This is a genomic window from Parabacteroides sp. KHUB-02 (genome assembly GCF_056640955.1).
On the sequence record NZ_JBWQEV010000001.1, the window covers coordinates 4,368,479 to 4,392,853 of the forward strand.

The following is a 24,375-nucleotide window of genomic DNA, read 5'->3' on the forward strand; positions in this document are numbered from 1 at the left end:
AGCAGGCTTGTTTCTATGGAATACGTTCACGAAAATTCGCTACTTTTTATGTGTTATTTATACGAGAATGTAAATAAAATGAGCTTCCTACTTTGATGTTATAATATTTATTCTGATCTTGCGGATGTTATTGTGTTTGATAAATTAAAATCTAAAACTATTATTATGAATCTTTTTGACAATATGCACGGACTAAAAGGATGCATTCGTTGTTTGACTTTTAAAAACGTGCTTTTAGCTCATTTTTTATTGGCTTTTTCAGTGGCAGGTAGTGTTTCCGCCGAGGCTTTGCCTACTTCTTATTTAAATGGCATTGAACAACAATCCCGGAAAGTTGCAGGACGTGTTTTGCAAAGAGTTGATAACGAGCCGGTCATTGGTGCTAATATTGTTGTGACAGGTACAACAATCGGTACAATTACAGATGTGGAGGGACGTTTCTCATTGGACAACTTGCCGGCAAATGCCCGTACGCTTACCGTATCTTTTGTTGGCATGACTTCGCAAACGCTTCCGATCAAATCAGAGATGATGATACTTCTGGAGGATGATTCGGAAACATTGGATGAGGTGATGGTCGTGGCCTATGGTACGGCTAAGAAAAGTACGTTTACTGGATCTGCCAGTTTGCTGAAGTCAGAGAAGATAGAGGCTCGTCCTGTTACATCGGCAACTTCAGCCTTACTAGGATCTACGCCGGGTGTGCAAGTAGCCTCAGCCAGTGGTCAGCCCGGTTCAGATTCGGATATCTATATTCGCGGATTGGGCTCTATTTCTGCGACGAATACCCCTTTGATTATACTTAACGGTATGCCCTACGATCAGAGTATCAGTAGTATCAATCCCAGTGATATAGAGAGTATGTCTGTTTTGAAAGATGCCTCATCTGCAGCTCTGTACGGCGCACGAGGTGGTAATGGTGTTATCTTGATAACCACCAAGACGGGTAGTAAGGATCGTATGTCGGTGAATGTGAAAATCAACCAAGGATTCACGAATCGGCAAAGTCAGGATTATGAACGATTGGGCGTGAATGATTATTTGAAAGTATATTGGGAGAGCGCACGCAACCAGTTGATAAGTGGTGGTGCGTCACCAGAGCAAGCGGGAATGGCAGCCGCTCAAAACTTGATTTCAGGAACGCTGGGCTTCAATCCGTTTAACGTGCCGGACGATCAGGTCGTGGATGCGAACGGTGTGCTTAACCCGAACGCTACGTTCATGTGGGCGGATGATACCGATTGGGAAGACGCTATCCAGCGCACGGGCAGCCGTACGGATATAGGCGTGAGCGTGAGCGGAGGTAATAATAAGTCGGATTATTATCTTTCCGCCGGTTATCTGACGGAAGGTGGTTATATCATCGGATCGAAGTTCGACCGATATACCTTGAATACGAATGTAAACTCGCAGATCACCTCGTTCTTGAAGATTGGCGGTACGCTCTCCGGGAATATCAGCAAGGCGGAAGGGCAGCAGTCGCAAGCTTCGGGAAATAACAACAACCCTTTCCGATTCACTCGCTATATTGGACCGATTTATCCGATTCATGTACACGATCCTCGTACCAAAGAATATGTGCTGGATGCCAATGGCAATAAAGTGTACGACTTCGGTCAGGCCTATACGATCGAGGAGGGTGTGGAAGCGCCTTCGCGTGCGTATATCTCTGGTAATAACCCGGCTATTGAGTTACAAAATATCAGCAACGGATACAAGCGGAATCAATTGAACGCGAAATTGTATGCGGAGATCCGTTTCTTGAATGATTTCAAGTTTACGGTGAACGGAGCCGTGGGAACAAACTCTCGTTTAGGGCATTCGGCCAGTATCTATTATCCGGAGAAGACTGAGGTGGGGTCAAGCACGAAGACCGTTTCGTTTGAGACAACTTGGACATTCAACCAATTGCTCTCCTATACAAAGAATTTCGGCAATCACCATGTCGATGTCTTATTAGGGCATGAGAGTTATGATTATGAGTACAATTACCTGAAAGGCTCCATGCAAAACCAGACTATCCATAATGGCAACTTTGAGTTCAGCAATTATTCGGTGCCGGACGAGCAAGATTCTTATACGAATACCTACAAGACGGAGGGATTCCTGGCCCGTGCGAACTATGACTATAACAGCCGTTATTTCCTTTCTGCATCCGTGCGCCGCGACGGATCCTCCCGCTTTTACAAGGATTCCCGTTGGGGTACATTCTTCTCGGTAGGAGCTGGTTGGCGTATTGACGAGGAGCGTTTCATGGAAGATCTTGATTTCATCGATTTGCTGAAGTTGCGTGTCGCTTACGGTGAGGTGGGTAATGATGCCATCGGTAGCTACTATGCGTGGCAAGCGGCTTACGAGCAGGCCATGAACGGATTGGAGGCCGGTTATATCCAGCAACGTGTCGTTCGTAATAAGGATTTGCAATGGGAGGTGTCTCGCAATGGCGATGTGGCGTTAGAGTTTGAGTTGTTTAAAAGCCGTTTGTCGGGTAGTGTAGAGTATTTCGATCGCCGTTCCAGCAACTTATTGTTCTCGATCCCGCAAGCACCGGATACGGGTGCTACTAGTGCATATAAGAATGCAGGTACGATGTACAATCGAGGTGTGGAAGTTGATTTGAACGGAAGAATCATCCAGACGAAGGATTGGACGTGGTCTGTGGGAATTAACGCTACATGGTTGAAAAATCGGATTACCTCTTTGCCGGTAGAACCTTATAACAGCGGAGTACATCGGGTGGAAGAGGGACATTCGCGCTATGAGTTTTATCTTCGCCAGTGGGCGGGAGTAGACCCTGCTACCGGAAACTCTATCTATGTGCCGGATCCGGAACTGACGGTGGAGTCTGTCGACCTTGTAGAGGTGGATGGAAAAACATATACGACTAACGTGAATGAGGCCATTTATGATTGGGCCGGAGAATCTACACCGAAGGTATCGGGAGGTCTTAATACGAACGTATCTTGGAAGAATCTTTCTTTAAGCCTGTTGTTTAACTTCCAGCTAGGTGGCAAGATGTATGATGTGGGATATTCCGATTTGATGACACAGCCTTCAGGATCCGCATCCTTGACTTCCAACAAGCATGTGGATATCTTGAATCGTTGGCAGAAACCGGGCGATGTTACGAATGTGCCTCGCATCGAGGATTTCGCAGATACGAATATGAATGCGGGAACTTCTACTCGTTGGTTGATCAGCTCGAATATGTTGGAGTTGGCTTCCGCTACTTTGAGCTATGATCTGCCGAAGCAATGGCTGGAGAAGGTTTCCATGCAAGGACTCCGGGTATATGCGTCAGGAGAGAATCTATTCTTACTGACGAAACGAAAAGGTATTTTCCCTCGTTCAAACATATTCTCAGGATATAGTGGTAATGCAGATGTTTATTTGCCTGCGAGAGTATTTACTTTTGGTTTGAATCTTACTTTTTAAATCATGTTTCCTATGAAAAAAATATATATACTAGTGTTGATATCCTTTGCGGTATTATTCAATGGCTGTAAGGAGGATTTTTTGGAGACAACTTCCACACAAACGGTGGATGAACAAGCGGTGTTCAATGATACCCAATCGGCTATGTTGGCTGTAAATGGCTTGCATAAATTGATGTGGACGGGCGATCTGTCTAGTTCGGCTTTTTATGGCGGTTACGATATGTTGATGATTTGGTATGAGGTGATGGGGGATGATTTGGTATATACGTACAGCAATGCGCAGTTCCAAAAGCAGGCTCAATGGTCGAGCCATCGGAATGCGACGATCGGTAGCGCGACCCATTTTTATCGCTTGTTGCAATATTTTATCTCTAACAGTAGTATGATTATCGATAATATCGATGCTGCGGAAGGTTTGGAGAGCGAGAGGAATTATATCAAGGGACAAGCCCATTTTTACCGGGCTTTCGCCTATTTCACGATGGTACAGATGTATGGCGGCCGTTATAAGGCAGAGGGCGATAACACGCAATTGGGTGTGGTAATTCGTAACGATAACTCAACGGAGCCGAGAGCGAGAGCTTCTGTAGAGGAGGTGTATACGCAGATCAATGAGGATATCGACTTGGCGATCCAATTATTGGGTGCTACGGAGGAGAAACGGACAAATAAGTCGCATATTGATTTGCACGTGGCTCGCGGTTTGAAGGCTCGTATCTTATTGACGCAAGGTAAATGGTTGGAAGCGGCTGAAATGGCTAAATTGGTCGTTGACCTATCAGGAGCCAAATTGCAAGATGATACCTATACGACATTGAATGATCGTTTCAGCGATCAATCAAATACAGAATGGTTGTGGGGATCGAATCCTTTGTTGCAGCAAGCTCCGAACTTGACTCACTTCCATGGATATATGTCGAATGAGATCATTTCGTATAATGGCAATACCCCTCGTGCGATTTATAATAAGTTATACGACAAGATCAGTGATACCGATGTGCGTAAAGGAATTTGGTTTCCGAGGGCGACCGATCCCAATACCCTTCCGCGACCGATCCGGGCGGAGTGTAACAGTAAAGCGTATGCTAATTATATGGCCAATAAGTTTATCGTATCGGATCCTACGACGAAAGGTGGCAGGGATGTTCCTTTCATGCGCTTGCCGGAGATGATGTTGATCATGGCGGAGGGATATGCACGTGCTGGGGAGCCAGGCAAAGCGGCTCAGGCTCTTTATCCGCTGGCAAGTCATCGGGATCCGGAGTATACGTTGTCTACGAAAACGGGCGAAAACTTGATCGAAGAGGTGATGACTCAACGTCGCATAGAGCTTTGGGGGGAAGGTTTCCGTTGGTTCGACTTGAAACGTTTGAATATGGATTTGGACCGTGGACCGGCTCCTCGTCCTGAGGTTTTCCCGAATGGTTTGATTGAATATTGGAACAAAGACGCAATGCCTAAAGTGGTGGATCCAGAAGCTTCTAATTACAATATGTATGGAGATGGAACGGTGACGGGTAACGGGAACAGATATCGCCCGGCCGGACATAGGGATTGGCAATGGGCTATTCCTGATAAAGAGACTCAGCTGAATCCGCTTTGCGAACCGAATCCATAAAGTAAATAAATAGTTATGAGAAGATTTTTTTTAATGTGCCTGTTGCCAATCTTCTTGGCGACAGGTGTTTTTGCTCAACCACAAGCGGATGAGTATCCGTATGATTTGACGTATTTCTTGCCGGAAGGTTCTCATGTTTATGACCCTCAGGTTCCTACCCCGGAAAAAATCTTGGGATTCCAGCTTGGAGAACAACATGCCGGATGGGATCAAGTAGTGGAATATATGAGAACATTGGCGCGATGCAGCGACCGTGTCACGATTAGGGAGACGGGGCGTACCTATCAGCACCGTCCTTTTATAGAGGTCGTGTTTACTTCGGCCAAGAACCAAAAAAATATAGATCGACTGAAGGAGGAGCACTTAAAGTTGAGCGACGTGGCGAAATCGAGAAGCGTGGTGATAGACGACATGCCTGTGATCGTAAGCTTGATTTATAGCATTCATGGAAATGAGGCATCGGGTGTGAACGCTTCGTTGGCTGTTGCCTATCATTTGGCGGCGGCACAAGGGCCTGAGATCGAGGAATTACTAGACCAAGAGATTGTCGTGATGACTCCCGGAGCCAATCCGGATGGAATCAATCGGTTTGCGTCGTGGGTGAATTCCTCTAGAAGTTTCACGAATGTTAGCGATATAAAATCACGTGAGTTTACCGAGCCTTGGCCTTCCAGTCGTACGAACCATTATTGGATCGATTGCAATCGCGACCTGCTTATGGCACAACATCCCGAGGGAATCAATGGCTTAAATGGATATTTTGAATGGTTGCCCAATGTGGTCGTGGATCAACATGAGCAAGGGGCGTTACGTCCTTATTATTTCAGTCCGGGACATCCTAAGCGTACTCATCCGTTTACTCCCCAGCTTAATCAAGACTTGACGGCCGAGATTTCTTCTTATACGGCAAAGGCACTCGATCGGATTGGGACGACTTATTATTCGAAGGAGGGTTATGATGACTTCTATTACGGAAAAGGGGCTGCTTATGGAGATGCGCATGGATCCGTTTGCCTGCTATATGAGCAAGGTTCCACGCGCGGACATTTGCGTAATACCTCGAGCGGAGAATGGACCTTTGGCTGGACAATCCGGAATCAGGCCCTAGCCTCTTGCGCTACGCTGGAAGCGGCCAAGGCGATGCGTACCCGTTTGCTGACTTATCAGAAGGAATATTATGAGCGTACGGCTTCCGAGGCGCAGAAGGAGGCGGTACAGGGCTATGTGTTCGATACACGCGGATCTAAGTCTGTCGCTTTTCATTTCTTGGAGAATATGGCCCGTCATCATATCGAGGTCTATCAGTTGGCGAAGGACTATCAAGCCGCAGGTGACAAGGAGTTCCGAAAAGGTTCAGCTTATGTCATTCCGGTGGCGCAAAAATACAGTACGATGGTTAAGGTGCTTATGGAGGATTGTTTAGAATATACGGATAGTACTTTCTATGATATCTCTACATGGACGTTCCCGTATGCGTTTAACTTGGAGTGTGCTCCGGTGAAGAGTGTCGCCGGATTGATGGGGGATCGGATTGAGCGAAATGATTTTCCGCAAGGACGGCTCATCGGCGGGGAAAGCCGGGTGGGGTATGTGTTTGAGAACCGGGAGTTTTATGCGCCTAAGGTAGTCTATGAGTTGCAGCGTAAGGGGATTCGGGTCAGTGCGACCAACCGTCCGTTCCAATTTAAGAACGAAGAGGGAGAATGGACGATGGGCTATGGTACCTACCAGGTATTGACGCATAATCAGCCGCTTCCTTCGGATGTGCTCTATGCGACATTGGGTGAGTTGGCAAAAAATACGGGAGTGGATATCTATTCGGCCAACACGGGATTGATGGCTGATGTGGATTTTGGCAGCCCGGCTTTTAAACCATTGGAACAGCCGAAAGTGGCTATGTTGGTAGGACGTGGCGTAAGTATCCCGGAATCGGGTGAGATTTGGTTCTTGTTGGATAAGCGTTTTCAGATGCGTCCGGTATTGATAGAGAACCCGTCTTTGACAGGCAAGGACTTGAAGGCTTACAATGTTATCATTTTGGCTAATGGTGTTCCAAATCTAACTAAGGGTACCGAGACTGCCTTGAAGGAGTGGGTTGCTGCCGGAGGAGTGTTGATCGCTACCGGAAAGGCTAGCGCATGGGCTAGCAAACAAGGGCTTATCTCTTTAAAGACAAAGGAAACATTGCTTGAAAAGGCGGACAGCTTATCGGTTTATCGTTCTTTTGCGGATAAGGCGGAAGCAAAAGCCGGAAAGTTGATCAAAGGGGTAATTCTGAACTGTCATTTGGATAAGACGCATCCGCTAGCTTGGGGACTTGATCAAGATGAGATCGCTGTTATAAAAACGAATGATATCATTTTCCAGAAAGATAGGGATCCATATGTTTCGCCTTTATATTATACCAAGAAGCCCTTGTTGTCGGGATTCTTGTCGGCGGATAATGCGAACCTATTGAGAGAGGAGCCTGCTATAATGGTGAAACCTTATAGAAGCGGTAAGGTGATTGTTTTTGCTGATGATATGAATTTCCGTTCTTACTTCTTTGGAACTAGTAAGTTGTTCATGAATGCGTTGTTTTATAACAAATGTATGTAGTTGTCGGATGAGTACGCAACGAAATATATTGTGTCTCATGGCTCTTGTTTTATCAGGAGCCATGGAATTTGCCAATGCTTGCACGTCGGCTATCATTTCTGGCAAGGTAACACCTGACGGACGTCCGATTATGTGGAAAAATCGCGATGCGGAAAACTTGAAGAATTGTGTGCGGTCCCATTTATCTCGCTCGTTCCATAATCCTTTGATGGGTATCGACTTGAAAGATGGAAAACATAATAAGCCAGAGACTTCCGGTTGGTTTGCGGAGCAGGATTTTATCGCTCGTAGAAGTACCTCTTGCGCTGTGGCTATTCAAGGTGTACGACCGGACGAGGATGCTTCGTTCACTACGATGTGGACGGTTATCGGTTACCCACCGGTTACTCCTGCGGTTCCGGTTTGGTTGAAAGGCGCCGATAAGAAGTTGCCCAAGGCGTTAACTGTCGATCAAAATAAACATGCTCCGTTATGTGACGCGTCGAACATGCTTCGGGATAAGATTTACAGTTATCATCGGGGGACGAATACGGAAAGTTATTTCCATTGGGAATTACTTTTCAATCTAAGCGGCAATGGGTATATGCAGCAAACCGAGCAATTGGAGGAGGAGTTATTCGAACGTTTTTATTCCTCCATCGAAACGTGGCGATCAAGGTCGGTAATTCCCGAGGAATTAGTTTTCAATTTGTATGATGATTGTGATGCATTCCTTGATGAGAAGACACTGAGGTGAGTATCCAAAATATTCCTTTTCGCTATTCGCTTTGTAAGGCATTTACGGGATTACGGGATGCCGCTTTATAACTATGCTTGCTTACGGTCAGTAGCGTAACTATCAATACGATACCGCCGGACAGCAGGCATGTTCCTATGGATATGTCCACCCGATATACGAAATTCTCCAGCCAACAACTCAGCGAATACCACGTGATAGGAACGGCAATTGCGAAAGCGATCCCTACCCAGCCGATAAACCGACGATTTAATAGATACAAGATCTCCCCGGCCGTAGCCCCGTTTACCTTACGGATACCGATTTCTTTCGTACGCTGCCGGATGACATAGAGAGCCATGCCGAATAATCCGAAGGCGGTTAGCAGGAGACTGATGATCGAGTACATGATGAGCAAATGTGCCAGTTCGATTGTTTTTCGGTTAGATAACATAAATTCCTCGTATATATCTTGATATTCGAAAGGTACGTTGGGGTTGATCTTTTCCCATGTTTGTTGCAGTAAAGCTAGAGCCTCGGCTCTGTGCTCCTTTTTCAGTCGGATTTGGACGAGGTTATAGGGGGGAGTATGCGTTAGGTAGGTCAAGCTAGGGTAAACCTCTTGTCGTAAGGTTCCTGTATATAGATTCTCCACGATCCCTGCTATAATCGCTATCGGTTCTCCCTCCTTTTCCATCTTCCCGAATTCAGTGTCGTAAAGGCGGACAGGCTTACCCACGGGATTCTCGCCTTTGGGCACGAGCAAACGTGCGTACTGTTCGTTAATATAGACGGGTGTGCTGTATCGTTTTAGAGCCTCTCGTTCTGAGAGTCCTTGAAGAATGTTTATCTTCATAACCTTTAGGAAAGTACTATCGCCTTCGTATTGGCCTAGCGTATAATTTAGTTCGTTTCCGTTTTCGTCTTTCAAGACCATTGTCCGCAAGTTGAACTGTATGATCCCGCTTTTCGAAAGGCACATCTCTTCTATGGAAGGATAACGCCGGATCTCTTCAGAGAAGGTCTGTATATGGTTCCCACTCCAGTCGGCTATTTCGATGAGATCCCGGTAACGTTCACCGTTTGTCTGAGTGAGCGTTAGTTGCTGCCGTACGGTTAGCGTGGCGAATACCAGAGCTATTGAGATGGCGAATTGTAAGATGGAGAGCCCGCCTATGATTGTCCGCTTCCGGGTACCGGTGGTGAATGATTTATACTCGGAATGGGAAAGGGAGTTGATCTTATGGCTCATATATAATGAGGGGATAATGGATAGAGCTAGGATGAGTGTCACGATCACAGGTAAGACCTGTCCACTAAAGAAAAATCCCAAGGAGATACGTCCGGAAACGATCCGGTTGAAAGCCGGCAGGAAATCCAGTGTAAGTAACAAGGATAAAAAGAAAGCGATCAGCACGGTAAGGAAAGTATCCAAGAATAGCTGGCGATGGATTTGCCCAGCCGATGCTCCCATCACCTTCTGGGTGTAGATCATCCTTACCTGTTGCAAAATGCGGGAGAAACTTAGGTTGGCATAATTGAAACAGGCGATCACGAGGATTAGGATGGCCGAGAACAAACCAACGTACAGTAAGTCTTTCTGGTTTCGGTGGATATAGGGGATGTATTCTTGTGTATAGGTTTGCTCTTGGAAATAACTCTCTTGGAGGGTATAGAAATAATACTGTCCGGTTCCGTTGAAAGTAGGTACCTTATCATCCTTTAGTTTTTGAGTGAACGTATCGATGTTGAAGAGATCGTTTACCAGTAATAAGGTAGGGCCGCCATTGAATTGGGAGGTAGTACCTGCCAATGCGTTGAACTTCAAGAATGATTGAGGGTACTCTTTGATAACGGCGGCGACCTCGTAGGTAATCGTCTCGTTCTCATAAGCGTACTTTGCCAAGAAGGTTTTACCGATAGGATCCTCGTTCCCGAAGAATATCTTCGCTTGGTATTCGGTCAACGCAATTGCGTTTGGTTGGGTTAATGCCTTGTTTATATCTCCTGCCACTACCTTGTAAGGGAAAAAGCGAGGAAAGGAGGGATCTGCTCTGACGATCGAGATTGGGTTGAAGCGCTTTTCTCCTATCGTGATGGAGGCGGCATTCTCTATGTTCAGTCGTAAATAATCCTCAACTTCAGGGTATTGGTCTTTTAGCTGCACAGGGATCTTCCCTTTAATAAAAGATACTTTCTCTCCGGAGGTCAAGGGAGAGTCTTGTGCCATATAGATGATATGCGACTTATTGGGATTATGGGCTTCTATCCTAGATTCATAAATGACGTATGAGATCAGTAGGTTGGTACAAGTGATGCCTGCCGCCAGACTCAATAAGGAAATGACGGCGAACGTCTTGTTTCGCCACCAGCTACGGAATATAAGTTTTAGAGATATGGATTCCATGGTTTTATCTGTTTGTTGGTTCAAAGCTATCCGGTTGCGTGGAATATGGCAAATAAAATCGGAGGAAACGATCGTAAAGAACTGGATTTGTCTAAATATTGGACACTGAGACCCGGGAAAAGATCGTATCTTTGCGTACGAAAAAAAGAGGAGGCTTAATGCGTGATGCGAAGATTATAGTCGTAGATGACAATGAGGCGATATTGAGAAGTCTGCGGACGGTCTTGTCCCATGAGTTTAAGACGATCGTTACCGTATCATCTCCCGTATTATTGCCTGTCCTTTTGCGGAATGGAGATGTGGATTTGGTTTTACTGGATATGAACTTCGGCACTGGAAAGCAAGGCGGAGGGGAAGGACTTTTCTGGTTGGATCGTATCTTGGAGCTTAAGAATCCTCCGGCCGTTATCTTGATAACTGCTTTTGGGGATATCGAGTTGGCTGTATCTTCCCTTAAAAAGGGAGCCACGGACTTTATCGTGAAACCTTGGGATAACGAGAATTTGATTCAAGCACTTACCCACGTCTTGGAACGTCGTGCGGAATCAGATGAGAGAGAGATTTCCTCTGTGGCAGAATCTCTAGTCTCCCATCCTTGTACGTTGGAGGATATGGAGCGGCAGTTTATCGCCGAGGTATTGAAAGAAAAGAAAGGGAACCTGACGCTTGTGGCTCAACAATTGGATATTAGCCGCCAGACCCTTTATAATAAGATGCGGAAATACGGGTTGTAGATTATAAGGAGAGTAACCATGGTTAACCGGAATTTATACCTGAAGATTATAGGGAGCGTTTCCTTAATCGTACTTTTTGCGTTACTTGGATCTGTATTGTTGATAACCGGTATTTCTTATTTTTTATCCTTTGTATGTCTGTGTGTTATCCTGTTGATAACTCTGTTGCTAATCCAGTGGATAAACGGTACAAATCGTAAGATCGCTATTTTCTTCGAGTCGGTTCGTAATGGGAATACAACTTTGCGATACCCGGATAAAACGAATGATCCCTTTGTAAAGGACTTATATGCGGAAATGAATCGGATTATCCTCCTATTCAGTCAAAACCAGAATGAGATGGAAGAGAAGCGCTTGTATTACGAGAGCATCTTGCGGGTACTGACGCATGAGATTCGTAATTCGATTACGCCAATCCGTTCCTTATCTGCTGATCTGTTGAAATATTCCGATACATATACTCCGGAGCAATTACGGGAAGGTTTGGAGGTTATTCATGGGCAAGCGAAAAATCTATCCGCTTTCTTGGATTCCTACCATCGTCTGACGCATCTTCCGGAGCCGGAAAGAACCGAGGTGCCTATAACCTCTTTATTTCGGAAGATGGAACGGTTGTTGTGTGCCGAGGCGGGTAGCGACCGTATTCGTTTCTCCTCTGCGGAAGCTTTAACGGTACATGCGGACCAAAACTTGATTGTGCTGGCTCTGATTAACTTGATCCGTAACGCATTACAGGCGATAGAGGGGCAAGCGGATGCCATCGTCTCCGTAGAAGCCTTGGAGACAGATGGTAGGGTATATATAACTATAACAGATAATGGTCCCGGAATTTCTCCGAAACTGTTATCTGCTATTTTTACGCCTTTTTTCTCTACGAAGTCCGGTGGTAGCGGCATCGGTCTTAGTATCTCCCACCGCATAATGCGATTGCATGGCGGCGATTTAACCGTTGATTCCTTGCCTGGTGTCCGTACCGAGTTTCGTATGACGTTCTAGAATATGACTTTCTTGATTTTTTCAACAATCAAGTTGAAAGGCTCGGCTTTTACATGGCTGCATATTCTCACAACGTCTCGTTTTGTATAACCTCCTATTAATTGGCAAATAACGAAGTTTTTCTTTGTTAAGTTTTTTGTTAGCATAGAGTCTTCTAAAGGAAATGTATATTGTGGATTATAGTTTTTGGAAGATATCATAGCTAGGTAAAAGAAATCTTCAGCTGCTTGCAAATCATCGTTTGAGATGACAATAGCCATGTGAGGTTTGGTTATTCCATTAGGAAATAGATAATTGACTTCTACAACATCTCGTTGATGTATTTTCATTCGATGAGATATTTGGATATATATGCTGCCATGGATTGTCTGGAATGGGCTAGAAATAAATCTTTCTCATTCATAGGAATGAAAGGTTGGCTATCGCTTTTCCTTTGGTTGGAAATGTTGTGTTTAGCCATCTTGGGCGACGAAACATTTCTAGTTGGTCTGGTTTTTGTCGTTCTCATATCTTTTGTTTTTATGTTATTGGCAAATATACGTATTTATTTCAAAAGATCTCCTGTTTAAATGGAAAAAGAGATTATGGCTAAAGCTTATGGTATGACTATCGCTTTGGCCATAATCTCTTATAAGATTGTCTGATCAATACCCCAACTCAAACGGTTGTTCTACGGCAGGTACGCCTTCGGACATCCATTTAGGCATCTTCTCCTTTTTTAGGTAATGGTTGAAGAATTGGAACATGCGGCGTTGGAAATCGATGCGGTTTGCCATATGCATCGGCCAATGCGGTTCGCCTGTATAATTCAGTAACCAGCAAGGTTTACCTAACCGTTTCATGGCAACGAAATACTCGATACCTTGGTACCAAGGCACATGACCATCGGCATCGTTGTGCATGATCAATATTGGGGTCTGCACCTTATCCATCGTGAACAACGGCGAGTTTTCCAGATAACGAAGTGGAGAACTCCATGGCGTAGCTCCTAAACGGCTTTGTGTATGCTCGTATTGGAAAGAGCGGGCCATGCCGGAACCCCAACGGATACCGCCATAAGCGCTAAACATATTTACGACAGGCGCCCCAGACTCGATAGCGGAGAATAAATTCGTGCGAGTCGCTAAATAAGCTACTTGGTAACCTCCCCAGCTATGTCCTTGCGCACCGATCCCTTTTTCGTCGATATATCCTTTGGCGATCATCATGGTGATACCCGGCATCAAGCAGTTATAGCAGCTTTCTCCCGGATAACCATCTACATAGCGAATGTCCGGGTTGAAGATGACATATTCGTTGCTATTGTATAAGTGATAATCGATCGTAGAACGATGCGGTTCCGGCATACGGTAATTATATAAAGTCTCCGAATTCCGCTCGTAGAAGTTTACCATCATCGGGTACTTCTTGTTCGGATCAAAATTCGCCGGCTTATAAACGACACCTTCCAGTGGACGGCCGTCCAAGGAAACCCATGATACCAACTCGGCGGTACCCCAGATAAAACCTTCCTGCTGTTTGTCTCCATGCGTCAATTGCACGGATTTCTTGAACGCCAAGGTCGAATAGTGGATATCCGGGTATTGCTGGAAGGTTTCCATCGTATAGATCACGTCATCCGTATTCTTCGCCTTGTTGATAGATCGCAGCATATAATTGCCCGCCAGCAAAGTCTTCGGGGCGGCAGGAGCGGAGAGGCGTGCGTTGTAGAATCCGTATCCTTTTGTGGCCTCGTTGAATCCTTTTAATAATTGCGGTTTGCCGAGGTCGATAAAGCGAGCCTCTTTATCCAGTTGTTCCAAGCGGTAGGAAAGTTTCTCCTTCCTTCCGTTCACGGTCAGGTTGATCGGTGGGGTGGCCGCGGTCGGATCGAATTTCCAGATGTCGTAACGATCATAGATCAAGAGATTTTGATCATTCGCGGTCCAGCCGGCGGCTCCATGCGCATAAGGATAATCGGGAATGTCGTTCTCCTCGTCCCAAGCCGGGAAGCTTTCCGGAGTGGTTAGGCGATATTGCTTACCTTCCGCCAAGGCGATCGTGTACCAGCAGCTATCCGTCTCGCCATACCAATACGCATATTTACCTTGTGAGGAGAGGCGGAAACGGCCATAATCCGCTTGGGCGATTTGCTTGCGCTCCCCGTTATCCAACGATACGGTATAATAGTCGCTGCGTGTGCGGGCCTCCCACATGGAAGACAAAGAATAGGGACGGGAAGTGGAAAGGAGCGCCAAGGGTGCGTCACCCTCATTACCCAATTGGATATTCGGTAATTCCTCATTCGCCAATTGGAAGATAGAGCCGTTGCCCAGATTATAAACCGCTTGATAGCTTTTCTTTAAGTCTTTTTCCTTGTTATAATTCTGTACGGTATATTGTACGGGCTCATCCCAACTCCAAACCTGTACGTTCGGACGATTCTCGGCTAGTTGGGTCGTGTCTTTTTGCCTCGGCTCCGGTGAGGTACCGAAGAACAGACGGGAAGCGGATTTCGAGAATTGAAGCATCCCGTTCTCATTGATTACCCATTCAGCAGGGAAAGCCTTGTTTCCACGGGTGGCGATTTCTTTCGCGGGAGCGTTATGTTCGGATAGCCATAAGCTTAACGCTTTGTAAGAAGAATCTTTGTCGGCGCAATATAAGAAAGCCAGCCGTTCCCCTTTCTCGTCGAACGTGGTTTGTTTGAATACGCCTTTTCCCTCTTTGATGAGCGCCGGACTTCCTTTCTCTGGATTCAAGGTGAATATACCTGCTTCTCCTTCCGCCGCGCTCGTGTAATATAACATACCGCTTTTCTTGGCGAATTGGAAATCCGTTACGGTCGGGAACTGGAAGGTCTTGCTTCCATCCAGCGAACGGACGTACAAAGTGGAGTCCTTCCGGCCTCTTTGATAAGCGATCCAATCCGCCTCGTCCGCTAATTTGAAGGTTTTGAGGGAGTCTATCGTCTCCTTTTTACCGGCGACGGAATAGATTACCAAGGTGTTCATCGGCATCTTGTCCTCTTTCGTCTTCAATACTTTCAGGGAATCTACCGTGGACTTTCCGGGTGTTTGCGTGACAACCAGATAACCCGAGGAAGCGGAGAACGCGAACTTATCGGCCGGAGAAAAAGTGGCGGTCTCTTGCCCTTGGGCCGCATACAAATAAACGGTAGCGTCACCTTCCCAAGGTTCCATCTTGCAAGCTACCCATTTTCCGTTGTCCGAGATCTCCCGGTCCGTGATTCGTTGCCAAGTGACTAGGTCATCGATTGTCAAGCTTTTAGAGGCGTTTTGTGCGAAGGCCGGGGAAAGACTTCCCAGACATGCTACAAAAGCCAAGTACTTTAAGTGTCTCATCGTGGTTGTATATTGATTTTGAAGCAAAGATAATGGCTTTATCAGAATCTTTATTGCTTTTGACCGGAATTTGCTTCTGGAAAAACACGTACGTGTTTCCGAGAAAACATGTACGTGTTTTTTGTAAAAGTCGTACGTGTTTTCTGGATAAGGTAATGGCGTTTTTAATGTATTGATTATCAGTGTCCTTTTTGAGCGTTCTAATGATCGCAGTTATAAGCGGCTTACAATGGGCATTATAAAGGTGTTACAATGCCTATTGTAAAGACCTTATAATGGGCATTGTGGTGATAGGAAATTCCTTTGGTCAACGGTAGGAAAAAAGGTTTGTAAGTGGTTAGTTATTCACTTCCCAAGCCGTAAGTTATCCACTAGGTATAGCCGTTAGTTATTCACTCGACAAGCCGTTAGTTATTCACTTGGGAGACCCAAAACAGGGCAGTTTATATTGAATATGTTATTTATTGTAGGAAGATTTTTAGTAAGCCTTTATTCAATGTACGCACGTACATTATATTATATACATGAAAATGAACGGTGAAAACGATCGTTTAGATTAGTCTTTTGCAAAGGTACGCGTTTCTTTGACACTTGCAACCCTTCCTTGCTATTTTTTTTGCCCCTTATCGGCTTTCTTATCAATAGAATAGCCTATCCTTTACGAAACAACCGATTCGGCAGACGAACCTCTCTTTTTCCTCCTTTAAAAACGCAAGATCTAAACGATCGTTTAAACTAGTCGTTTCGGTATAGACGAAGGATGATTAAGGATTTGATAGATATTCAATTAACACTATTATTAATATTTAAATTTTCGATTTATGAACAGAAAGATTTCTACATTGTTTACGGCGGGTCTGCTGATGGCGGGTTCGTTGTGCGGTAGTGCTTGGGCGCAAAGTTCTATTCAGCAATTGGCTGGCTTTGTGAATGGACAGGGGACGTTTACCGCAACGCCTGCTACGGAATTGAAGGCTGGACACCAGTATGTATTTGTTAATGATCAGACGAATAATGAGGCTTATGGTCATGAGCTATCGGGTAGCACCATTACAGAGTCTACGATAGGATTATCTACGCCTCTTGCTGATAATGATGATGTTAAACAGTATGTTTGGACTGTTGGCATAACTGAATCTCCGAAAGGCTTCTTCTCTTACAATTTTACGAATGTTGAGACAGGAAAGCTTTTAAGGGTTAATGTCGGCTTTACGGCTATAGAGAAAAACACGAAAGTAGAGGATAAGAATACGAATAAGGATTTCGTATTTGATGGATCTTCTGTTTCTGCTCTTACGGGAGGTGCATATTCTGGCACGAATAACAATTTGTATATTTATTCATCTTCTACTCCTCTCAACGGCTTGAATTGGGGTAGTAATGTGTCAACAGTATCTACGACGATTGCGGCTCCGATCTTTTACGAGGTTAAGTCTGAGTTGTTGACGAATTCAGAGGAATTGAACGCATTGTACAATACATCTGGTTTCTCTTTCGTTTCTAAACGTCTTAAAGATCAAGGTGAAGAACCTATCGGTAACTTGTTTAACGACAAAATGGTGGTAGCTCGTTATTTGGCTCGCCCAATTACGATTGATGCTACACAATACCCGGGGTATTCAGGATCTTCTTCAGACTTGCAGATTCCTGCCGGTATGTACTTCTTTACGAAAAATGCTCCAGCTTTAGATAATAGTGACCAAGTGGTTAGGGACTATAATGCGTGGTTGAACGCTACGGTTTTGGTTGCAAGCTCTACAGAGACAATGGAGGGAACGAACGCCGGACGTGCGAATGGTGATGGTTTCTCTTTGGTAGAGAAGGAAATTGGTGACTTGAACCTGTATGTAGGAACAGGTGCGGCTTGGAAGACACAAGGTGACGAGATTTCTATCCATAACGCTTGTTTCCGTGTTCAAAAGAGTTACGTGGAATCTTATCCGTATGAGTTGAATCTGGATCGTTTCCGTTTCAGAATACAAGGTAGCAAGGCCGATCATAAGGATGCTCAAATCAAGTTGGAGATTTTGCAGCATAATGATAATTTCTACTTGACTACGATCTCTAACACTTCAGACAAGACGGATAAGTTCATCTTTAAGTTGGGCGTTGCCGGTACGAAGAAAGGTATCGAGTTGTTGAACAAGGAGGCTAAGGCAGCTGTTTATACGATCCGTGTATTGAGCGGTAAGCAAGGGGATGTGAAGAGCGTATATGGAAAATATTTGACTTCTGCGGTCGATAATGGTAGTTTTGAGCTTGTCGCAAAAGCGAAGGTGTTGTCACAGACAGAGACTCCGGCTTATCAATGGATGATTACAAGCGTGGATGATACTTATAAGATCACTTTCACGAATCGTGAGACAGGTGATCATTTCCTTACGACATTGTTCCCTAAAACAGATTTGGGTGAGAATGTATATGAGACAGCTGTTCCTTCAACTCGGGATATCACTCCTATCTATGTTGATGAGAATACCTACCGTGAGACTGCTTCGACTCAGACCGTAGAGTTTAAGCGTCTGTTAGTGGAGTTGACGAAAGTAGAAGAAGTTGATCCATACGCAGGTTTCTTGAACGTAGATGACCAGACTTTGGTAACAATGGCTTTCGCTCGCGACAACAACGTGACTTCCAATAAATGGTATACCGCTGTTACAAAAGACAATAATAGTAATGTCTACAAATTGAATGCTGATGGTAAGTTCGCCAACAGCGTATCCGATGCCGCTCAATGGCAATTGATCAAAGACGAGGCTCCGAAGACGATCATCGAGAGTAGCTTCGTTTACAATAGAGGTAACCACGTGACCGTACAGGCTAAGGGCGATAAAGGCTATGCTTATGCTTATCAATTGCGCTATATCAATGATGGTATAGAGACTAATGCCTATTTCCCGCAAGGTACAGGTACTAGTACCCATGTTAACGGTGCAGACGCTATGGCTACGGCAGATGCGGCTAAGTTCGTTATTAAACAAGCTGCTGATGGCTCTGTTTATTTGATTCCTGTATCAAGTACGAATGCGAATGTTACAACTGTATTTGGCAAGACTACGAAATCAGTAGTAGCTGTTAAGTATAACAATGACGAGTATGTGTATACAACTCCATCCGTAGTTTATGCATTGCCGGGTAATAATCAAGACATGACATTAAAGACTTACTTGATCGAGGAAGCTCCGGAAATCAGCTATCCCGCTAAGAATGGCCATATCTCATTGGTAAGCGAGTTAGGCAACTATATCTCCTTGAACGAGAACCAAGAGGGTATCGTAGTGAATAATGAGCAATACTCATTCTATTTGCGCGTAACCGATACGAAAGCGATCGTTCCTTCTTTCTATATCTCTAAGGGTACGGAAGATCCTAATAGAAGCTTGTTCTTGTTCAATCCGAAGGATTCTGTGGACTATTATGTAGCGGACGGCATGTACGACAAGAAATATGAATGGGCCGAAAAAGCTACTAAGGCTATCTTCAAGTCTGCTTCTATCGAGGCAAACAACGATACGATCTCTACGGTAGTAAAGGGTAAGGAAGTGAAAGTTGCTAAAAATGCTGACGACGAAGGCGTATTAGGCGGCTTGGATAACTTCAAGGTTCAGATTATCCAATGCGCTGACGATGAGGGTATGTATGTGATCCGTTCCGTTAAGGAGAAAGATCGTTACTTATATGGCCTCAACGACAAATTGGCTTGGGGTACTGATAAGAATAGCGCCATGAAGTTCACGATCACTGCTGGTGATCCTACTTCCAACGAGTCTGTAGCTGATGGCGCTGCCGGTGTTAAGGTAATAGGTGGCAATGGTATCGTAGAGATCCAAGGCGCAGCCGGTAAGAAGGTGGTTATCTCTAATATCTTAGGTAAGGTAGTAGCCGAGACTATTCTTGCTTCCGACAACGCTACGATCGCTGTTCCTGCTGGAATCATCGCAGTAGCCGTAGAAGGCGAGAACGCTGTTAAGACAATAGTTAAATAAAAATATAATGACGATATTAAGTTCCCGTGAGGGCCTCGGCCCAAGTATCCCGTGAGGGCGAACAAGCGGGAATGGATTAATATTAATACTAAAGTAATAAATTAAAGTTCATCCCTTAGTACTTCCGTGAGGAAGGAAAGCGGGAAAAGAATTAGCCCCGGTCGTTTATTCGATCGGGGCTTACTTTTGGGGAATCCACAGAAGAGAAAAAGACGGACTAATAAAAGACCGGCAACAAAGGTCACTAAAGTTTGCCGGGAGATTACACGAACAAGATTTCCGTATCCGGCAAGACAGCAGAGATATTTTCAATCGGATTGATGGAAATTTTAGCCGCATGTAACCATGCCAACTTTTGCTTTAATTTTTGCATCCAGACACTCATACGGGCTTTGTGTTCTTTTTCACCAGCAATGTCTAGTTCTATACAGGCAATAATGACTATCTTTTTCTGATTATCAAGTAGCAACTGATTAATCCGGGTAAAAAAATCCTCATCATTGGTCGAAAAACGAGCAGAATTAGTTACCGTGGCGATTGTGTCCCTAACTTTGACAGCAATCCTGCGCATTAATTCCTCGCCTTTTGCCTGAAGCACTTCCTGAGTCTCTGCATCGTGTGTATGCCCTCTGTAATTCTTTACTTCTACCAAAAACAACTGTCTGTTGTCATGAATACCTAAAAAGTCCACCGCTTTGGTAGGCTGCAAGGCATTGCTTACTTTTTTGTGCGCCAAATGTTCGTCGTACTTGACAACGTTCCATTTGGGAGATTGAAACTTGAAGTTTATGCCGCTTTCCTGAAAATTACTCATATTTGCTGATGAATTGTTGTTCCAAGTCGTAAAAGGCTGCATATTCCTCCAGAATCGGATTGCTCTGTATGCCTGCCAAGGTTTCGCTTTCCTCTACAATGATTCCCTTGCCTTCTTTTTTCAGCCCAAAGAATTTGACAGATACACCGGTGTGTTCTTTATACTCGGAATAAAGAGAAAGCGTATGTGTAAGCAAATAATCGTGTGTAGCGATGAAAATCTGCAAACCACATTCCTGAAGCACAAGGATGAACTTCGACACCACTTTGATAAGAGCCGGGTTCAAATTGGCTTCCGGCTCATCCCAGAACAGAATGGTGTTCGCATTAATTTCCCCATTCAGTATGAGGTATAAGATAGAGGCCAACTTGCGAAGACCTTCTGCCACCAAATGCGCTTCCATATTACCACTTTCCGTCTGTATATAGAAACGTCCGTTCATCTGCAGCACCTTGAACTGCAATTCCCGTTCCAACAACTCAACAGCCGGTCTCAACGGATTATCTTCAGACTCACGCAATACGGGGAGAGCCAATGCGTGTGCTAGATTGATGTAGGTCTGGTCGAATGAAATCTCACGCTTACTGCTCAAACCGATAAAACCCTCGAACAAAGAGAACATTTCACGAGGAGGGATGTAGATGAAATGACGGTCGTTCCACTTCTCGTCCGTTTCCAATTTCACAGTCGTCTTGGCTGCAGAGGAAAAGCTATATTGCAATACCTTGCTATCTATCGTAACCGCAATGTTCGCCCTACCGGAAGGTAGTCCTTTGCTGACCAAATTGCCGATGATGTCCGGCTTGAAATAATAGATCATATCTTCCGCCAAGATATACTCAAACTGCTCTTTGGAAGCAGAGTTCTTGCCGAGGAAGTCGTGACGTGCCTGCAAGGTGGCAGCCAAGCATTTAAGCACGTGTGTCTTGCCGGTACCATTCTTGCCGATGAGGACATTTACTCCTTCGGTGAAATCGAAACGATTGTTTGCAAAGCCCGTGAAATTAGTCAGTAATATGCTGTTAATCATTGAATATACCTCATTTTTAACTAAGTGTTCACAAAAGTAACTTAAAATTGGAAAGTAACAAAGTTGGATTCAAAAAAGTTACAGTTACCCAATGATGTATTCTATCCTCGGTAAACAAGATATAAGGACCACTACGTTTATCTCGTTGGCAAAGTAAGTTAACTTACTTGGGCATTTTAATTAGCTTACTTTGCCAACGAAGCTAGCTTACTTTGAAAGTAGGGTAATTCGGTATTAATGATTCGTCCCCTCGAATAAATCCTTTGAATTGTTGGATAAGCCATTCTTTAGCTTGAACTGGTTGAACGTATAGCTAAGGGTCAAGCCTATCAACGGGTAATCGGGCCGGATTCGTGTTTTGGAAATCAAGTTCGAGGAAGTGATCGTATTGACATAACGGGCCGTATTGAAGACATCCCGGAAAGAGAGGGTGGCCGTCAACTTCCGTTTGAAGAATTGTTGCCGTATCGCTAGGTTGACAAACCAGAACGACTGGGTTCTTCCTTGGGTGGTTACGGAAGGACCTACGAAATTGCCGTCAAGCTGTATCCTTGTGTATTTCCCGGCCGTGAAAGCGTTGTTCCAAGCGATCTCGTAATTGGTACTGGTCTCATTCTTTCCGTCCGTCTTATACTCGTTCTCTACCCGGTAGTGATAAAGGCTACCGTTTATTTGCGTATTCCACCAACTGGTGGCCTGCAAACTGCCCGATAGTTCTATTCCGGTGGAATAATCATGTCCCACGTTCGCCATGGAATCCAAGGTAACCCCGGCTTGGTAAGGAACCCGTAATCGTTCGATCTTGTCTTTGCGGGTTCGGTGGAATAGGGAGGCAGACAAGGCATTGTCGCCGGAAGTCAAGGAATAATTCAACTCGAAAGAATGAATGTACTCCGGGCGTATATCCGGGTTACCGATCTCGGCTGTATAGTAATCCTTGTAAGTGATGTATGGCTCCATGAAATAAAGCTCTGGTCGGGTCGTACGACGGCTGTAAGCGAATAGAAGCTTCTGATTTTGTGTGAGGTTATAACCGATATGGGCGGATGGGAACAACTCAAAACGCCTTTGTAGGCGGTTCGCCCAATCTTTGGAGCTACGTAATACTTGATGCGTATGTTCTCCCCGTAATCCTACTTGAAAATCAAAAGACCGGTAGCTATCCCCAACGATCGCATAAAGGGAGTTGATCCCTTGTTGGAAATAGAACGTGTTGTAAATATCGTCACGCCAGAAGAACTCTTTGGTATCCGGGTTCCAAAACTGCATACTATAATCGCCGTCTTCCGAGTATGAGAAATATTGATAACCCGCCTTGATTTGTCCGGTTTTGCTGTATGGAAATACATAATCGGCTTTCGCACGGACGGTCCAACGATGTTCGGCCTCCCACGCACGATGACCTTGCTGGCGTACGTTGTTTTTGTCGAACAGATCGCTTTGGAAATATTCCAGAGCGTCGCCTCCATATTTCAAGAAGAAGCTACCGCTAAGGTTATGCCCCTTATCATTGAACTTATGATCCACGGCCAGATTCCCTAGTCCGAAAGTCTCATGGATATCAAAGTCGTCAAGGCTCTTGAACTCTCCGTTCTCGAATTGCTCGCCATTAGCGGAACGTTCTTCCGTATATTCCAGATCTCCTTTTCGCTTGAGTCCGGCATATCCGCCTTCCGCGTTAATAGAAAAAGTCGTTTGTTTTTGCGTATAGCTCCAACCTCCGTTGAGAATATATGCGTAGCCGTTACTTTCACGGGGGCCATTGGAATAAGAAGTCGTTGTCGTATCGTTTACCAACGTCGTTTTCTCTTGGGTAAAATGACTTTTACGAAGTCGGTTTCCCACATAACCGCCTATACGCCATTGAGACGCCTTGTTTTGTCCGGTCAACAAGAAATCCAAGGTCCGGCTCCATACCGTATTCCCGCTTAGGTTGATTACTCCGCTCAGCCCTTCCCCGAAGTTCTTCTTGGTAATGACATTGATGATCCCGACATCACCCCCAGTATCATGTTGGGCGGACGGGGTGGTGATGATCTCTATATTCTGGATTTGTCCGGACGGGATCTGTTCCAAGGCTTGGGTCCCGGTAAATATACTGGGCTTTCCATCTACGTAGACCGTGAATCCGCTACTTCCCCGGAAGGTAACCTCTCCCTCGGCGTTCACCCGGATGGAAGGCGTGTTCTCTAGGATATCGACAGCGGTTCCTCCCGAGGAAAGCAGGTTGGAAGAAGCCTCGATGATCTTTTTATCCAGTTTATAGATGACTTGTTTCTTGTTGGCTACGACCTCCACTTCCTGTAAGCCTACCTCAAGCATTTGCATCGGGATAATACCCAGATCTTTGATTTGCTCTGTAAGGATAAACTCCTCTCCCATATAAACATCATATCCCAGAAAATGGATACGGATCGAATACGTTCCCGGTTTTACGGGCTGGATTAGAAAAGAACCGTTCGCTTCAGTCATAGCTTCTTCGACGATATGATCTCCATCATATAATACAACGTGAGCGTAGTCTAATGCCTTACGGGTGGTTTGATCGATTACGATTCCTTTAATACCCGGATTCGCATGGATAGATAGTAGTGCGCTAAGGAATACTAGCGATAGAAAAAGTTTTCTCATATTTTACATTCGTTTTAGAATTGATACCGCAAAGCTAGGGAAATAGGGAGGGAGCGGGCCGGACA

13 protein-coding genes are annotated in these 24,375 nt (G+C 45.0%); 7 read left to right on the forward strand and 6 right to left on the reverse strand.

Annotated elements, in window-relative coordinates; all coding sequences use genetic code 11:
• Positions 1–165 precede the first annotated feature (165 nt).
• From ACYIA1_RS18450 to ACYIA1_RS18465, 4 genes are read left to right on the forward strand one after another with little or no spacing between them, the layout of a single operon-like run.
• Positions 166–3,435, forward strand: coding sequence for a SusC/RagA family TonB-linked outer membrane protein (locus ACYIA1_RS18450; protein ID WP_480336196.1), 3,270 nt, complete (start codon positions 166–168; stop codon positions 3,433–3,435).
• A 12-nt stretch (positions 3,436–3,447) separates the two neighbouring features.
• Positions 3,448–5,055, forward strand: a complete 1,608-nt coding sequence (locus ACYIA1_RS18455) for a RagB/SusD family nutrient uptake outer membrane protein (RefSeq protein ID WP_048927122.1) — start codon at positions 3,448–3,450, stop codon at positions 5,053–5,055.
• Between the two features lie 15 nt (positions 5,056–5,070).
• Positions 5,071–7,653, forward strand: a complete 2,583-nt coding sequence (locus ACYIA1_RS18460) for a M14 family metallopeptidase (RefSeq protein ID WP_146375311.1) — start codon at positions 5,071–5,073, stop codon at positions 7,651–7,653.
• A gap of 37 nt (positions 7,654–7,690) precedes the next feature.
• Positions 7,691–8,389: a hypothetical protein gene (locus ACYIA1_RS18465; RefSeq protein WP_226766587.1), complete on the forward strand. Its 699-nt coding sequence runs from the start codon at positions 7,691–7,693 to the stop codon at positions 8,387–8,389.
• Between the two features lie 22 nt (positions 8,390–8,411).
• Here ACYIA1_RS18465 and ACYIA1_RS18470 read toward each other — a convergent pair whose 3' ends face one another.
• Complete coding sequence (locus ACYIA1_RS18470; protein ID WP_480336199.1) at positions 8,412–10,775, reverse strand: ABC transporter permease; 2,364 nt, start codon at positions 10,773–10,775, stop codon at positions 8,412–8,414.
• Positions 10,776–10,933: 158 nt separating this feature from the next.
• On the opposite strand from ACYIA1_RS18470, the gene ACYIA1_RS18475 reads away from it, so the two are divergent.
• Positions 10,934–11,509 (forward strand): response regulator, encoded by a 576-nt coding sequence (locus ACYIA1_RS18475; RefSeq protein ID WP_480336328.1) that lies wholly within the window; start codon positions 10,934–10,936, stop codon positions 11,507–11,509.
• Positions 11,510–11,527: 18 nt separating this feature from the next.
• Positions 11,528–12,505, forward strand: coding sequence for a sensor histidine kinase (locus ACYIA1_RS18480; protein ID WP_224201997.1), 978 nt, complete (start codon positions 11,528–11,530; stop codon positions 12,503–12,505).
• Here ACYIA1_RS18480 and ACYIA1_RS18485 read toward each other — a convergent pair.
• Together ACYIA1_RS18485 and ACYIA1_RS18490 are read right to left on the reverse strand one after the other, a co-directional pair.
• A complete protein-coding gene (locus ACYIA1_RS18485; RefSeq protein WP_272025980.1) occupies positions 12,502–12,834 on the reverse strand; it encodes a type II toxin-antitoxin system PemK/MazF family toxin in 333 nt (110 codons plus the stop codon). The genes ACYIA1_RS18480 and ACYIA1_RS18485 overlap by 4 nt on opposite strands.
• Positions 12,835–13,149: 315 nt before the next feature.
• A complete protein-coding gene (locus ACYIA1_RS18490) occupies positions 13,150–15,849 on the reverse strand; it encodes a S9 family peptidase (protein WP_480336201.1) in 2,700 nt (899 codons plus the stop codon).
• Between the two features lie 821 nt (positions 15,850–16,670).
• Between ACYIA1_RS18490 and ACYIA1_RS18495 the strand changes: the two genes are divergently transcribed.
• A complete protein-coding gene (locus ACYIA1_RS18495; protein WP_480336202.1) occupies positions 16,671–19,835 on the forward strand; it encodes a DUF6383 domain-containing protein in 3,165 nt (1,054 codons plus the stop codon).
• A gap of 262 nt (positions 19,836–20,097) precedes the next feature.
• On the opposite strand, the gene ACYIA1_RS18500 is transcribed toward ACYIA1_RS18495, so the two are convergent.
• The 3 genes from ACYIA1_RS18500 to ACYIA1_RS18510 form a co-directional block, all read right to left on the reverse strand.
• On the reverse strand, positions 20,098–20,649 hold the full coding sequence (locus ACYIA1_RS18500; protein ID WP_005867515.1) for a hypothetical protein: 552 nt from the start codon (positions 20,647–20,649) through the stop codon (positions 20,098–20,100).
• Positions 20,642–21,679: an AAA family ATPase gene (locus ACYIA1_RS18505; RefSeq protein ID WP_005867516.1), complete on the reverse strand. Its 1,038-nt coding sequence runs from the start codon at positions 21,677–21,679 to the stop codon at positions 20,642–20,644. The genes ACYIA1_RS18500 and ACYIA1_RS18505 overlap by 8 nt, the downstream gene beginning before the upstream one ends.
• A gap of 234 nt (positions 21,680–21,913) precedes the next feature.
• A complete protein-coding gene (locus ACYIA1_RS18510; RefSeq protein WP_122382487.1) occupies positions 21,914–24,310 on the reverse strand; it encodes a TonB-dependent receptor in 2,397 nt (798 codons plus the stop codon).
• Positions 24,311–24,375: the final 65 nt, after the last annotated feature.